The 14,126-nt window shown below is 70.5% G+C and carries 11 protein-coding genes; 7 read left to right on the top strand and 4 right to left on the bottom strand.

Features of this window, described 5'->3' with window-relative positions; all coding sequences use genetic code 11:
- The first annotated feature begins 218 nt into the window (after positions 1 to 218).
- From ACFPIH_RS01135 to ACFPIH_RS01120, 4 genes are all read left to right on the top strand, one after another.
- Positions 219 to 1,109, top strand: coding sequence for an FAD binding domain-containing protein (locus tag ACFPIH_RS01135; RefSeq protein WP_381166256.1), 891 nt, complete (start codon positions 219 to 221; stop codon positions 1,107 to 1,109).
- Positions 1,109 to 1,618: a (2Fe-2S)-binding protein gene (locus ACFPIH_RS01130; protein ID WP_381166254.1), complete on the top strand. Its 510-nt coding sequence runs from the start codon at positions 1,109 to 1,111 to the stop codon at positions 1,616 to 1,618. The genes ACFPIH_RS01135 and ACFPIH_RS01130 overlap by 1 nt, the downstream gene beginning before the upstream one ends.
- A gap of 4 nt (positions 1,619 to 1,622) precedes the next feature.
- On the top strand, positions 1,623 to 4,010 hold the full coding sequence (locus tag ACFPIH_RS01125; protein ID WP_381166252.1) for a xanthine dehydrogenase family protein molybdopterin-binding subunit: 2,388 nt from the start codon (positions 1,623 to 1,625) through the stop codon (positions 4,008 to 4,010).
- Between the two features lie 93 nt (positions 4,011 to 4,103).
- Positions 4,104 to 5,306, top strand: a complete 1,203-nt coding sequence (locus tag ACFPIH_RS01120; RefSeq protein WP_381166250.1) for an XdhC family protein — start codon at positions 4,104 to 4,106, stop codon at positions 5,304 to 5,306.
- A gap of 87 nt (positions 5,307 to 5,393) precedes the next feature.
- On the opposite strand, the gene ACFPIH_RS01115 is transcribed toward ACFPIH_RS01120, so the two are convergent.
- Entirely contained in the window at positions 5,394 to 5,834 is a 441-nt protein-coding gene (locus tag ACFPIH_RS01115) for an SRPBCC family protein (RefSeq protein WP_381166248.1), read from the bottom strand.
- A 147-nt stretch (positions 5,835 to 5,981) separates the two neighbouring features.
- Here ACFPIH_RS01115 and ACFPIH_RS01110 point away from each other — a divergent pair, with 147 nt between their 5' ends.
- Positions 5,982 to 7,202, top strand: a complete 1,221-nt coding sequence (locus ACFPIH_RS01110) for a cytochrome P450 (RefSeq protein ID WP_381166246.1) — start codon at positions 5,982 to 5,984, stop codon at positions 7,200 to 7,202.
- 15 nt (positions 7,203 to 7,217) lie between these two features.
- Here ACFPIH_RS01110 and ACFPIH_RS01105 read toward each other — a convergent pair whose 3' ends face one another.
- The 3 genes from ACFPIH_RS01105 to ACFPIH_RS01095 all read right to left on the bottom strand — a co-directional run bounded on the left by ACFPIH_RS01105 (position 7,218) and on the right by ACFPIH_RS01095 (position 11,067).
- On the bottom strand, positions 7,218 to 8,009 hold the full coding sequence (locus ACFPIH_RS01105) for a polysaccharide deacetylase family protein (RefSeq protein WP_381166244.1): 792 nt from the start codon (positions 8,007 to 8,009) through the stop codon (positions 7,218 to 7,220).
- A gap of 66 nt (positions 8,010 to 8,075) precedes the next feature.
- Positions 8,076 to 9,524, bottom strand: coding sequence for a family 43 glycosylhydrolase (locus tag ACFPIH_RS01100; RefSeq protein ID WP_381166242.1), 1,449 nt, complete (start codon positions 9,522 to 9,524; stop codon positions 8,076 to 8,078).
- A 34-nt stretch (positions 9,525 to 9,558) separates the two neighbouring features.
- A complete protein-coding gene (locus ACFPIH_RS01095; protein WP_385875989.1) occupies positions 9,559 to 11,067 on the bottom strand; it encodes a family 43 glycosylhydrolase in 1,509 nt (502 codons plus the stop codon).
- Positions 11,068 to 11,409: 342 nt separating this feature from the next.
- On the opposite strand from ACFPIH_RS01095, the gene ACFPIH_RS01090 reads away from it, so the two are divergent.
- Together ACFPIH_RS01090 and ACFPIH_RS01085 are read left to right on the top strand one after the other, a co-directional pair.
- A complete protein-coding gene (locus ACFPIH_RS01090) occupies positions 11,410 to 11,739 on the top strand; it encodes a DUF5132 domain-containing protein (RefSeq protein ID WP_381166238.1) in 330 nt (109 codons plus the stop codon).
- Positions 11,740 to 11,788: 49 nt separating this feature from the next.
- Entirely contained in the window at positions 11,789 to 14,077 is a 2,289-nt protein-coding gene (locus ACFPIH_RS01085; protein WP_381166236.1) for an ABC transporter ATP-binding protein/permease, read from the top strand.
- Positions 14,078 to 14,126: the final 49 nt, after the last annotated feature.

Raw genomic sequence — 14,126 nt, 5'->3', positions numbered from 1 at the left:
GAAAACGAGGAGGTTTCCGATGGCGTCCGTTCATATGAATCTACAAGATGACCGCGCCGACCAGCCAACTCCTTCATGGTTTCGGTGACTCACACGGTCGGAGTACAACGCGGTGTACTGAGACCGATCCGTGTGAACACCACATGAACGAGCCGATGCCGCCGCACCGGATTCTGGCTCGAACCGAACACCCCCGATGTCGAAGAAGAGAGCCGGTCATGGACTTCCTTCGCCCCGCCAGCTGGGAGGAGGCGCTCGCCGCTAAGGCCGAGCACCCCGCCGCTGTGCCGATCGCGGGCGGCACCGACGTGATGGTCGAGATCAACTTCGACCACCGGCGACCCGAGTACCTCCTCGACCTCACCCGGATCGGCGACCTGTACGAGTGGGAGGTCGGCGAGGACAGCGTGCGGCTCGGCGCCTCGGTGCCCTACACGGGGATCATGGAGAACCTGCGCGCCGAGCTCCCGGGCCTGGCCCTCGCCTCGCACACGGTGGCCTCCCCGCAGATCCGCAACCGCGGCGGCGTCGGCGGAAACCTCGGCACCGCCTCCCCGGCGGGCGACGCCCACCCCGCCCTCCTCGCGGCCGGCGCCGAGGTCGAGGCCCAGTCCGTACGCGGCACCCGGCTCATCCCGATCGACGACTTCTACACCGGTGTGAAACGCAACGCGCTCGCCCCCGACGAGCTGATCCGCGCCGTGCACATCAAGAAGGCCGACGGCCCCCAGCAGTTCTCCAAGGTCGGCACCCGCAACGCCATGGTCATCGCCGTCTGCGCCTTCGGCCTCGCCCTGCACCCCGCGACCCGGACCGTCCGCACCGGCATCGGCTCGGCCGCGCCCACCCCCGTCCGGGCGAGGACCGCCGAGGAGTTCCTGAACGCGGCGCTCGAGGACGGCGGCTTCTGGGACAACGGAAAGATCATCACCCCGTCGGTCGCCAAACAGTTCGCGGACCTGTGCGCCGCCGCCTGCAACCCCATCGACGACGTCCGGGGCACCGCGAGCTACCGCCGCCACGCGGTCGGTGTCATGGCCCGCCGCACCCTGACCTGGACCTGGGAGTCGTACCGCGGCAGTCGCCGTATCACCGAGGGAGCTGCGTGATGCGCGTCAACTTCACCGTCAACGGACGCCCGCAGGAGGCCGACGACGTCTGGGAGGGCGAGAGCCTGCTCTACGTCCTGCGCGAGCGGCTGGGCCTGCCCGGCTCCAAGAACGCCTGCGAACAGGGCGAGTGCGGCTCCTGCACGGTCCGCCTCGACGGCGTGCCGGTGTGCGCGTGTCTGGTCGCGGCCGGCCAGGCCGAGGGCCGGGAGGTCGTCACGGTCGAGGGCCTCGCGGAGTACGCGCGCCAGCGGTCCCGCGGAGACTCCCACGACACCCCGGAACTCTCCCCGATCCAGCAGGCGTTCATCGACGCCGGCGCCGTGCAGTGCGGCTTCTGCACGCCCGGCCTGCTGGTCGCCGCCGACGAGATGCTGGAGCGCAACCCCACCCCCACCGACGCGGACATCCGCGAGGCACTCTCGGGCAACCTGTGCCGCTGCACCGGCTACGAGAAGATCATGGACGCGGTACGCCTGGCGGCCGCCCGGCAGGGAGAGGCGGTCTGACCCCATGCCGACCAACGGCGTTCCCACCAAGATCACCCAGGGGTCGCGGACGAAGGGCGGCATCGGTGAGTCCACCCTCCGCCCGGACGGCACCCTGAAGGTCACCGGCGAGTTCGCGTACTCGTCCGACATGTGGCACGAGGACATGCTCTGGGGTCAGATCCTGCGCTCCCCGGTCGCGCACGCCGAGATCGTCTCCATCGACACCTCCGAGGCCCTCGCCACCCCCGGCGTGTACGCCGTCATGACCTACGACGACCTGCCGACCGACGTACGCCACTACGGACTGGAGATCCAGGACACCCCCGTTCTCGCCCACGGCAGGGTGCGCCACCACGGGGAGCCGGTCGCGATCGTCGCCGCCGACCACCCCGAGACCGCCCGCCGTGCCGCCGCGAAGATCAAGGTCGACTACCGCGAACTGCCCGTGATCACCGACGAGGCCTCCGCGACCGCCCCGGACGCGATCCTGCTCCACGAGCACCGCACCGACCGCCACAGCGGCCACGTCCCGCACCCGAACATCGTCCACCGCCAGCCCGTCGTCCGCGGCGACGCGGCCGGGGCAGCCGGGCGGGCCGACGTGATCGTCCGGGGCGAGTACACCTTCGGCATGCAGGACCAGGCGTTCCTCGGCCCCGAGTCCGGTCTCGCCGTGCCGGAGGAGGACGGCGGCGTCCACCTCTACATCGCCACCCAGTGGCTCCACGCCGACCTGCGCCAGATGGCGCCCGTCCTCGGCCTGCCCGAGAGCAAGGTGCGGATGACGCTGGCCGGCGTCGGCGGCGCGTTCGGCGGTCGCGAGGACCTGTCGATGCAGATCCACGCCTGTCTGCTGGCCCTGCGCACCGGCAAACCCGTCAAAATCGTCTACAACCGGTTCGAGTCCTTCTTCGGGCACGTCCACCGCCACCCCGCCAAGCTCTTCTACGAGCACGGCGCGACCCGCGACGGCAAACTCACCCATGTGAAGTGCCGGATCGTGCTCGACGGCGGCGCGTACGCCTCCACCTCCGCGGCCGTCGTCGGAAACGCCGCCTCGCTCGGCATCGGCCCGTACGTCGTCGACGACGTCGACATCGAGGGCATCGCCCTCTACACCAACAACCCGCCCTGCGGCGCGATGCGCGGCTTCGGCGCGGTCCAGGCGTGCTTCGCCTACGAGGCGCAGATGGACAAGGTGGCGAAGGAACTCGGCCTGGACCCGGTGGAGTTCCGGCGGCTCAACGCGATGGAACAGGGCACCCTGCTGCCGACGGGCCAGCCCGTCGACTCCCCGGCGCCGGTCGCCGAACTCCTGCGCCGCGTCAAGGCGATGCCGCTGCCGCCGGAGCGCCAGTGGGAGAGCAGCGAGGGCGCCGACGTACGGCAGCTGCCCGGCGGTCTGTCCAACACCAGCCACGGCGAGGGCGTCGTACGCGGCATCGGTTACGCGGTCGGCATCAAGAACGTCGGCTTCTCCGAGGGCTTCGACGACTACTCGACGGCGCGCGTCCGCATGGAGGTGATCGCCGGCGAGCCGGTCGCGACCGTGCACACGGCGATGGCGGAGGTCGGCCAGGGCGGGGTCACCGTCCACGCGCAGATCGCCCGCACCGAACTCGGCGTCACCCAGGTCACCATCCACCCGGCGGACACCAGGGTCGGCAGCGCCGGCTCCACCTCGGCCTCCCGGCAGACGTACGTCACCGGCGGCGCCGTGAAGAACTCCTGCGAACTGGTCCGGGAGAAGGTCCTGGAGATCGGGCGCCGCAGGTTCGGCTCGTACCACCCCGCCTGGGCCACCGCCGAACTGCTGCTGGAGGGCGGCAAGGTCGTCACCGACGGCGGTGAGGTCCTCGCCCATCTGGTCGACGTGCTCGGCGAGGAGACGGTGGAGGTCGAGGCGGAGTGGCGGCACCGGCCGACCGAGCCCTTCGACCTGCGCACCGGACAGGGCAACGGACACGTCCAGTACTCCTTCGCCGCGCACCGCGCCGTCGTCGAGGTCGACACCGAGCTCGGCCTGGTGAAGGTGATCGAGCTGGCCTGCGCCCAGGACGTCGGCAAGGCACTCAACCCGCTGTCCGTCCTCGGCCAGATCCAGGGCGGCACCACCCAGGGACTGGGCGTGGCCGTCATGGAGGAGATCGTCGTCGACCCGAAGACCGCGAAGGTGCGCAACCCCTCCTTCACGGACTACCTCATCCCCACCATCCTCGACACGCCGACCATCCCCGTCGACATGCTCGAACTCGCCGACGACCACGCCCCGTACGGGCTGCGCGGCATCGGTGAGGCCCCCACCCTGTCGTCGACTCCCGCCGTCCTCGCGGCGATCCGCGACGCGACCGGACTGGAGCTGAACAGGACGCCGGTGCGTCCGGAACACCTCACGGGCACGAGTCTCTGAGGCATCCTTCCGGGCTGTTTCGCCCTCCATCCCTGTGAGAAGAACCGGCTGGGCGTGCACCGACCCGCTCCCGACCGTCTAGGAGACCGAGACATGCTGGACATCGCCGAGGAACTGGGCCGGTGGGTGGAGCAGGGCCGCGACTTCGCCGTCGCCACCGTGGTGGCCGTCGGCGGCAGCGCGCCCCGGCAGCCGGGCGCCGCCCTCGCGGTGGCCGCCGACGGCACCGCGATCGGCTCGGTCTCCGGCGGCTGTGTGGAGGGCGCGGTCTACGAACTGTGCCAACAGGCGCTGTCCGACGGGGAGTCGGTGCTCGAACGCTTCGGCTACAGCGACGACGACGCCTTCGCCGTCGGCCTCAGCTGCGGCGGGATCATCGACATCCTCGTCACACCGGTACGGTCCCGCGACCCCGTCCGCCCGCTGGTCGAGGCCGCGCTCGCCACCGCCACCAGCGGCGGGGCGGCGGCCCTGGCCCGGATCGTCACCGGCCCGGCCGAACTCGTCGGCCGCGCACTGCTCGTCCACCCCGACGGCACCTGGGACGGCACCTACGACGGCGGCTACGGCGGCGGCTACGACGACGGCGGCTACGGCGGTGGCTTCGGTGCGCATCCCGAACTGGACCGCACGGTCGCCGCCGAGGCCCGCGCGCTGCTCGACGCGGGCCGTACCGGCGTCCTGGAGATCGGCGCCCAGGGCTCCCGCTGCGGAACCCCGCTGGCCGTCCTCGTCGAGTCGTCCGTCCCGCCGCCCCGGATGATCGTCTTCGGCGCGATCGACTTCGCGTCGGCGCTGGTCCGGGTCGGCAGGTTCCTGGGCTACCACGTGACCGTGTGCGACGCCCGCCCGGTGTTCGCGACGCGGGCGCGCTTCCCGGAGGCCGACGAGATCGTCGTCGACTGGCCGCACCGGTACCTGGAGCGCACCGAGGTCGACGGCCGCACCGTCCTGTGCGTCCTCACCCACGACGCCAAGTTCGACGTACCCCTGCTCCGGCTGGCGCTGCGCCTGCCCGTCGCCTACGTCGGCGCCATGGGCTCCCGCCGGACGCACCTGGACCGCAACGAGCGACTGCGCGAAGTCGGCGTCACCGAACTGGAGTTGGCGCGCCTGCGGTCACCCATCGGCCTCGACCTCGGCGCCCGTACCCCCGAGGAGACCGCCCTGGCCATCGCCGCGGAGATCGTCGCCGACCGGCGCGGCGGCACCGGTGTCCCCCTCACCGGCGCCCACACCCCGATCCACCACGACACGACATCGGCACCGCAGCTGAGCATCGGATCGGTGGCCTGAACCGCGTACCTCTGACCGCGTACTTCTGACCGCCCACCTGACCGCCTACCTGAGCGCGTACCTCTGGAGTACCTCTGGAGTGCCTTCTCACGCCCGCCGCAGCAGACGGTTCACCGCGCGGCCGAAGACCCGGCGGGCCGTGGACCCGACGAGCGGGTCGAGGAAGGAGGGGACGAACCGGAAGCGCAGTTCCTCCCGCCAGACCACCCTGGCCCGGCCGCCGGGGCCGTGACGGACCTCGATCTCGGCCCAGCCGCGCACCGCCCGGCCGAGCTTCTCCAGCCGGCACAGACCGGGCTCGTCCTCGGCCGGCGGCTGCCACACGGTGACCTCCATCCGGTCCTCGAAGGCGAACGGACCGAGGCCCGTACGGGCCACGACCACCGCGCCCGCTCCGTACGGCGGGGGAGTGACCACGATGACGCGGGTCAGCGGGACCACGTCACCGTGCCGGCGCCACTCGGTGAGCCGGCGCCACGCCTCGTCGGGGGACAGGGGCGCCGTGCGTTCGAGCTGGAAGATGACCACGCAGTGATCGTAGGGAGTCGGAGGCCCCCGGCGGCGCGTTCCCCGACGGGTCACACGCTTGGCCCAGTCCCGTATGTCCCCTACCCACCCGTACGCCCGTACGGCAGCATGAACGCGGACTCCCACCACCGGCCGGAAGGACGCCCCGTGGACGGCGAAGGGCTAGGCAGACTCGACCAGTTGCAGCGGGATCCGTATCCGCTCTACGCCCGGGCGCAGCGCGCCGACGGGCTCCTGCACGTCCCCGAACTCGACGCCTGGCTGGTGGCCCGCGACGCCGACGTCCGCGAAGTACTGCGCAGGCCCGTGGACTTCTCCTCCGCGGGGGCGCTCAGGCCCGACGTCCTGCCCTCGCCCGCCGCGTTCGCCGTCCTCGGCGGCGGCTTCGGCGGGCGCCCGGTGGTCGTCGGCTCCGACGGAGAGGCGCACCAGCGGCTGCGCGCGCCGATCGTGCGCGGCCTCTCCCCGGCCCGCGTCGCCGCCGTCCTGCCCTACGCCGCCGAGCGTGCCGCCGCCCTCGTCGAGGAGTTCGCCGGCGCCGGGCATGTGGAGCTGATGGCGGCGTACGCCGGGAAGCTCCCCGGCGAGGTCGTCGGGCGGATCGTCGGCCTCGACCCCGCCGACGTGCCGGCGGTCGTGCACGGCGGACACCGCGCCGAGGAACTGCTGTTCCGGCCGCTGCCGGAGGACGAGCAGATCGCCGCCGCCGAGGACGTCGTCGCCGCGCAGCACATCCTCGACCGGTACGCCCGGGAACGCCATGCCGACCCGCGCGAGGACCTCTGCACGGAGATCGTCGCCTCGGTGGCCGCCACGCCCGGCGAACTCACCCTGGAGGAACGGCACGAGGCCGTCTCGGCCCTCCAGAACCTGCTGCTCGCCGGGCACCTGACCACCACCGCGCTGATCGGCACCACCGTCCTGCACCTGCTGCGCCACCCGCAGCAGTGGGAGCTGCTGTGCGCGGAGCCCGAGGACCGGATCCCGGCGGCGGTCGAGGAGGCCGCCCGTCACGACACCGCGCTCCAGGGCTTCCGCCGGGTCACCACCCGCCCTGTGACCCTCGCCGGTACCGAACTCCCCGCCGGTGCCTCGCTGTTCGTCGGCTTCGGCGCGGCGGGCCGGGACGGCTCACGGCATCCGCGCCCGGACGAGTTCGACATCACCCGTCCGCCCGCCCGCCACCTCGCCTTCGGCCTCGGCCCGCACGCCTGCCCCGGCGCCCAGCTGGCCCGCGAACAACTCCGCATCACCCTGCGGGAGCTGACGAGCCGTCTGCCGAAACTGCGGCTCGCCGAGGGCCAACCCGTCCGGATGCGGCCCACGTTGATCCACCGCGCGCCGGCCGAGCTGCACCTGACCTGGTGAGCCCGCGGTGGACCGTCAGCGGTAGACCCTGCCCGGTTCCGCCGTCCCGGGCGCCAGCAGCTGCGGCACGGTCACGAACACGAACCCGCGTTCCTTCAGCGCGTCGATGATCCCGGGCACGGCCGGCACGGTCCCGTCGTAGATGTCGTGCAGCAGGATGATGCCGTCCCGGCCGGCCTGGGCGAGGACGCGCCGGGTGATCAGCGCGGGGTCGGTCGTCGTGTAGTCCTTGGCGGTCACCGTCCACAGCACCTCCGCGAGGCCCAGCTCGCGGGAGATCTTGTGCACGGTGTCGTTCGTGCGGCCCTGCGGCGGGCGCATCAGGGTGGGCGCCCGCCCGGTGAGGCGCTCTATCTCGTCGTTGGGGCGCTTGAGTTCCTCACGTATCTCGTCCGGCCGGATACGGGTGAGGATCCTGTGGTCCCAGGTGTGGCTGGCCACCTCGTGGCCCTCGTCGGCCATGCGTCTGACGAGTTCCGGGTACTTCTCGATGTGCCGTTTCCCCAGCAGGAAGAAGGTCGCCGGGACCTGTTTCTCCTTGAGGATGTCCAGCAGACGGGCGGAGTTCTCGCTGGGCCCCGCGTCGAAGGTGAGCGCGATGCACTTCACCTCGCGGCAGTCGACGGTGCCGAAGCGGGCGGCGGCCTGGGTGGTGGCCGCGGGACGGGCCCGGGCGGCGCTCGGGGCGGTGGTGTCGAGACCGCCGCAGCCGGTCAGGGCCGCTGCCAGTGAGGCGGCCGCCGCCGACATGGCGACGGGACGCAACCAGGCCCCCGTGTTCTTCATCTTCCTGGTCAGAAAACGCATGTCGAGACTATACATAGAGCGTATACACTCTATGTATAGCCTCGTCGATGTGCGTCCCTCACGCCCCTACTGGGCGTAGAAAGTGGCGTCTCCCTTGTCCGTGGTCGTGCTCGGAGTCTGCACGTACAGCAGGTAGTTGTAGTGCCGGACGTAGCGGCCCGCGTAGTTGTACGACTCGTACGAGACGCCCGCCGAGTCGGCGAGTCCGGCGCGCCGGTAGAAGCTGGCGTCGGAGGCGAACGTCGACGTGCCGTCGTTCTTCTCCAGCCAGACCTCGAAGTTCTTGTGCCGCAGGTAGTAGCCGGGGAAGTTCGCCGACTCCAGGGACACCGTGCCGGTGCCCGTCAGACCGGTGACCGCCCGGAACTGCGAGTCGGCCAGCGGGCTGACGTTCGCCTCGATCCTGGCGCGGTACTCCCAGTGGCGTACGAAACGGTCCGGGTAGTTGTAGGAGGAGAACCGCTGCGGGGTGACCCCGTCGGCCACCGGGATGCCGAAGTCGGGCGTGCCGTCGGCCTTCCAGTACACCTTCTGCACCCGGGTGCGCCGGTTGGGGTCGTTCAGCGGGTCACCGGTGATGTCCTTGTAGCTGCGGTCGTGGTAGACGAGGATGTCGGACTTGCCGTCCTCGGAGACGGTGAACGAGTTGTGGCCGGGACCGTACTGCGAGGTCGCCGCACTCGACTGGAAGACCGGCGACGAACCCTTCGACCAGGACGCCGGGTCGGTGAGGTCGGCCGTCGCGGACGCGGTCAGCATCCCCATGCAGTAGTTGGCGTCGGTCGCGCTCGCCGAGTAGGTCAGGAAGACCTTGTCGCCGTGCTGGATCAGCGCCGGGCCCTCGTTGACCTTGTAACCGACGGTCTCCCAGGAGAGCGTCGGCTGCGAGATCTCCGCCGGAGTGCCGGAGACCGTCCAGGGATTGGCCATCTTCGCGATGAACAGGCTGGTGTTGTTGTCCTCGGACGGGTTGCGCTGCGCCCAGGCGAGATAACGGACACCGTTCACCACGAAGGTGGTGGCGTCCAGCGAGAAGCTCTCCCAGGTGGTCGTGATCTGGCCCTTCTCGGTCCAGGTCGCGGTCAGCGGGTTGGCACCGGTGCCTTCGAGGACGTACATCCGGATGGCCCACACGTCCGACGTCGACCCGGCCGCGAAGTACACGTACCACTTGCCGTCGATGAAGTGGATCTCCGGCGCCCAGATGTGCGCGCCCATGATCCCGCTGGTGTGCTTGGTCCAGATGGTGACCTCCTGGGCCGTCGACAGGCCCTGGATGGTCGTCGCCCGGCGCAGCACGATGCGGTCGTACTCGGGGACCGTGGCGGTGAAGTAGTAGTAGCCGTCGGTGTGTTTGAAGATGTGCGGGTCGGCGCGCTGCGCGGCGATCGGGTTGGTGTACGTCACGGCGGGGGAGTCCGGCACGGCCGCCTGCGCGGGGGCGCCGACGCCGGTGAGGACGGCCGCGAGGGCGACGAGGACGGCCAGCAGCAGCCGAACGGCGTTGCGTCTCAAGGGGGTTCTCCAAAAAAGGGGGGAGTTGACGGGGTCAGGTGGTGGGCACGAGGCGCCACTGCTGGCAGTTGTTGTTCAGCCAGGTCCACTGCCGTACGTCGGTGCCGTTCGCCGTTCCGCAGTCCGCGACGTCGGCGACCTTGCCGCTGTTCTCGTTCACCAGCCGGACGTAGTCGCCGGCGCTGGTGAAGACCAGCCGGAAACGCTGGCACTTGTTGTTGAGCCAGGACCACTGGCGCAGGTCGGCGCCGTCGGCGGTGGAACAGTCGGCGGTGTCCAGCACCCCGCCGGTGGCCACGTTCACCAGCCGGCTGGTGTCGTCGCCGAGGTCCTCCACCTTCCACTTCTGGTTGGCCCCGCCGGTGCAGGTCCACTGCAGGACGTTCGTACCGTTGGCGCTGGAACTCCCCTCCAGGTCAAGGCACTTGCCACTGTTGCGGTTCACGAGCGTGTACGACGTCGGGGTCGCCGCAGTCTCCCCGGAGGGCCCGGGGAGTGTCGTGCCGAGCGCCACCGGGGTGCCGAAGTTCGGGGTGCCGTCGGCGTTCCAGGTGAACTTCTGTGCCCGCGTCGTACGGCCGTTGCCGCAGCCCCCGCCGGAGGAGGAGTTGGCGTGGTAGACGATCCAGTTCTCGGTTCCGTCGGGCGAGCTGAAGAAGCCGTTGTGACCGGGCCCGTAGACGCCGTTCGCGTCACTGCGCTGGAAGACGGGGGTCTGCGTCTTCGTCCAGGAGGCCGCGCTGAGCGGATCGGAGCCGGTCAGTTCGAGCAGGCCGAGTTTGTAGTCGGCGGTCTGGCAGTAGCTCGCGGAGAAGGTGAGGAACGTACGGCCGTCGTGGTACAGCGGCTCGGGGCCCTCGTTGACCGGCGCGCCCGAGGTCTCCCAGCTCAGGGTGGGGCTGGAGATGACCGTGAAGGTGCTGCTGGACAGGGTGTACGGGTTGCTCATCGGCGCGATGACCAGGCTCTGCCTGCTGCCGTTCACGGAGCCGCTGCCGACGAGATACAGCCTGCCGTTCGCCTGCACCACGCTCGCGTCGATCAGCCAGCCGCCCGGATCGAGGTTGGAGCCGGTGAGCGAGCCCTTGTAGGTGTACGGGCCCAGCGGGTCGGTGCCGGCGCTCTCCAGGACATGGGTGCGCTGGGAGTCGCAGCAGGCGACACCCGCCGGGGCGGCCGAGTAGTACAGGTACCAGTGCCCGTTGAACTGGTGGATCTCCGGTGCCCAGATGTTGTTGTTGCGGGTCGAGGTGGTGTCCGACCACACCTGCACGCTGGGCGCGGTGGCGAGGCCCGCCAGGGTCGGCGACTTGCGGATGCCGAGGACGCCCGTGAACGTCGTGGTGATCAGGTAGTAGTTGCCGTCGTAGTACTCCAGCCAGGGGTCGGCGCCCTTGGCCGATTTCAGCGGGTTGGTGTACGGGCGGCCGTCCGCCGCGGACACCGGCTGCGTGGCCGCCACCAGGGCGACCAGCAGGGCGAGCACACAGACGAGCAGGGGTCTGCGGCGTGCGGGCAGGTGCTCCCGAGACATCCGAGGCATACGAGACCGTCCCTTGTCCGTAATTTCGAACGTAGTTCGTAACTTCGGCCAGAACATAAGGGGCTTGCATGTCCTCGTCAATGGTTTCGACAGGCCCGGACGGGAGCGGATCGTGTCGGCCGACGGTTCTTTCCCCATGAATTACACGGAGCGTGCAGCATGCAAATGGTCCGTGTCCGGCCCGACTCCCACCCCGGACCGGCCACGCTGGCCGGAACCCGCCGTTTTTCCCCGGGGTGCTTACCCTTATGGGTGACGGGCCAGGTCTCGGCTTGGTTTCGGCCCCCTTTGCTCGGTTAGTCTGACTCGCGTTCGCACATGAAAAAAGAAGGGGTACGCGTCATGCCTCCCGTAGTTCCCCCGTTCCTCATCGGCCTCATCGCAGCCCCCCTCGCCAAAAGGGTCGTCAAACCGCTGATGCGAGGTCTGGTGAAGACCTCGGTGAGCCTGGTCCTGGAAGTGAAACGCGCCGCCCACGAGGCGGGCGAGGGGCTTCAGGATCTCGCCGCGGAAGTCACCGCCGAAGTCGTCGCGGCCCAGATGGCGAGCGGTGGCGGGAACGCCGAGCCCGCGTCGGCGACCGACGGCGCGAAGCCCGCCGCGTCCGACGGCCAACCCAAGACGGCCCCCAAGGGGCGCACCCCCGCCGTCGCCACGGGCAAGGCGAACTGACCACCCACGCACCGCACCCTGCACGGAAACATCTCGGGGATCTGCTGAAATGACATCGCTGGTGAGAATGTGCTCCGCCGTTCCCGGGCGGCAGCGCTGGAAGATTCCCGAAATGGCGGGCAGGAAACATCTCGCAGAAGTCTTCGCGGATGTTCTTGAAAAGGTTCCGGGCATCAAATCGGCAAGAGTCAGCGAAGTCACCGGAGGCGTGCTCGTCCTCCACGACGCACGCCTGGGAACCCCTCAGATCGGCGAAATCATCAGGAATTCCCTGGCCGCCGTCATGCGCTGTGCGCCACCCCGTACGGCCGCTGAATCCGAGCCGGCGGAGGAGAGCGAAAACAGTCCGGTTCCCGCGGCCCTCCAGCTCACCGGCGGCGCCGCCCTCGCCGCGCTCGCCCTCGGCCCCGGCAAGCTCCTGCGCAGGCCCCTCGTCGTGCTCGGCGCCGTCGTCACCGCCACGGCCGTCGTCGTCCGCCGGGCCGTACGCACCGTCGCCGAGCCGGCCACCCACGAACCGACCGCCGACGAGACGTCCCCCTCCACCGGCACGACCGCCCCGCCCCCCGGCACCTCGGGCCTGCGGTCCCTCCTCGACCTCGTCGGACCGCACAGACCCCGGCTCGTCCTCGCCTCCGGGCTCTCCGCCCTGTGCCAGCTCGCCGAGGTGTCGCTCGGCCTCTTCCTCGGCTGGGTCGCACTCGTCCTCATCAAGGGCGAGGCCGCACCGCTCCTCGCCCTCGGACTGACCGGCGCCTCCGCCCAGTTGTGGTTCCTCGCGGCAGCGGCGGCCGTGTCCTGCGCCGCCGTCGCCGGACTGTCGTACGCGGCGAACGTCGCGTGGCGGGAGCTCGGCCAGGCCGTACAGCACGACTGGCTCAACGCCACCTACACCCAGGTGCAGCAGCTCGAACTGCGCCATCTCGAAGGCGAGCGCACCACCCGGGTCGCGGGCGTCCTGACCGAGGACGTCGGCCAACTCGGCGCGTTCTTCGCCACATCCGCCAACGACGTGGTCCAACTCGCCACCAGCTTCCTGGTTCTGGTCCCCGCCTTCCTCCTCCTCGCGCCCGGCATCGCCTGGATCGCCTTCCTGCCGATGCCGATCGTCGCCTGGCTGTCCTTCCACCAACGGGACCGCGTCGCCGCCGACTACGCCGAAGCCGGCGAGCAACGAGCCCGACTGCACAGCCAGTTGGTCAACAGCCTGGAGGCCGGCGCCACCGTCAAGAGCTTCTGCACCGAGGAGTACGAGGCGCGGCGCGTCGCCGACCTCGGCGAGGTGTGCCGCAAGAGCAACGGACGCACCGACCGCTCGACCGTCCGCCACGCCGAGACGATCCGCGCCGTCACCACCGCCTCGATGACCGCCACCCTGCTCCTCGGCGGTCTTTCGGTCCTCGACGGCAGCATCCCCTTCGAGGTGTTCAGCCCACTCATCGGACTGCCCCAGCAGGTCCTGCTGCGGCTCACCCGGCTCGGCACGATCGTCGACCAGTACCAGCGCACCCTCTCCGCCCACGACCGCGTCCGCCGACTGCACGCCCTGCCCACCGAACCCGTGGGGCACGCACAGCCCGTGGACCCGGCGGAGGTCAGGGGAGCGGTCACCCTCGACCGCGTCACCTTCGCCTACCCCGGCCGCCCACCCGTCCTCAACCGGCTCTCCCTGCGGATCGCTCCCGGCCGCGTCACCGGCATCGTCGGCCCCACCGGCTCCGGCAAGACCACCATCGCCAAACTCCTCATGCGCTTCCAGGACACCGACTCCGGGCAGATCCTGCTCGACGGCCGCGACGTACGCGACCTCTCCCGGCAGGGGCTGCGCGGCGCGGTCGGCTTCGTCGCCCAGGACCCGTTCCTCTTCGACGGCACCATCGCCGACAACATCCGCTACGGCAGCTTCGACGCGCCCCCGGAACACCTGGAGCGCGCCGCCCGCATGGCCGAGGCGCACCCCTTCATCGAAGCCCTGCCCGACGGCTACGACACCCTGATCGGGGAACGCGGCGCGGCGCTGTCCGGCGGGCAGCGCCAACGCCTCGCCCTCGCCCGCGCCATCCTCAAGGACCCGCCGCTCGTCGTCCTCGACGAGGCCACCTCCGCGGTGGACAACGAGACCGAGGCGGCCATCCAGCGCACCCTGCGCACCTTCGCCGAGAACCGCACCCTCGTCGTCATCGCCCACCGTCTGTCCACCATCCGCAACGCCGACTGGATCCACGTCCTCGACAAGGGCGGCCTCGTCGCCGAACAGGGCAACCACACCGAACTCCTCGCCCGCGGCGGCCTCTACGCCTCCCTCTGGAAACTACAGGCGGGCGAACAGGCGGCGTGACAGGCGCCGCGACGCGCGACGCGACCGGACGAGTCGCGGATCCGCGCCG

Origin of the sequence: Streptomyces vulcanius, from assembly GCF_042653945.1 — a bacterium.
Lineage (GTDB): Bacteria > Actinomycetota > Actinomycetes > Streptomycetales > Streptomycetaceae > Streptomyces > Streptomyces mangrovi.
The sequence above is the reverse complement of the archived record's forward strand: the minus strand, read 5'-3'. Positions and strand labels throughout refer to the sequence as shown.

Bases quoted from the DNA above. Each gene is read 5' to 3' on its own strand.
- ACFPIH_RS01095 (WP_385875989.1), bottom strand. From the start codon at position 11,067: ATGCCTCGGATGTCTCGGGAGCACCTGCCCGCACGCCGCAGACCCCTG.
- ACFPIH_RS01090 (WP_381166238.1), top strand. From the start codon at position 11,410: ATGCCTCCCGTAGTTCCCCCGTTCCTCATCGGCCTCATCGCAGCCCCC.
- ACFPIH_RS01105 (WP_381166244.1), bottom strand. From the start codon at position 8,009: ATGCGTTTTCTGACCAGGAAGATGAAGAACACGGGGGCCTGGTTGCGT.
- ACFPIH_RS01085 (WP_381166236.1), top strand. From the start codon at position 11,789: ATGACATCGCTGGTGAGAATGTGCTCCGCCGTTCCCGGGCGGCAGCGC.
- ACFPIH_RS01135 (WP_381166256.1), top strand. From the start codon at position 219: ATGGACTTCCTTCGCCCCGCCAGCTGGGAGGAGGCGCTCGCCGCTAAG.
- ACFPIH_RS01130 (WP_381166254.1), top strand. From the start codon at position 1,109: ATGCGCGTCAACTTCACCGTCAACGGACGCCCGCAGGAGGCCGACGAC.
- ACFPIH_RS01125 (WP_381166252.1), top strand. From the start codon at position 1,623: ATGCCGACCAACGGCGTTCCCACCAAGATCACCCAGGGGTCGCGGACG.
- ACFPIH_RS01120 (WP_381166250.1), top strand. From the start codon at position 4,104: ATGCTGGACATCGCCGAGGAACTGGGCCGGTGGGTGGAGCAGGGCCGC.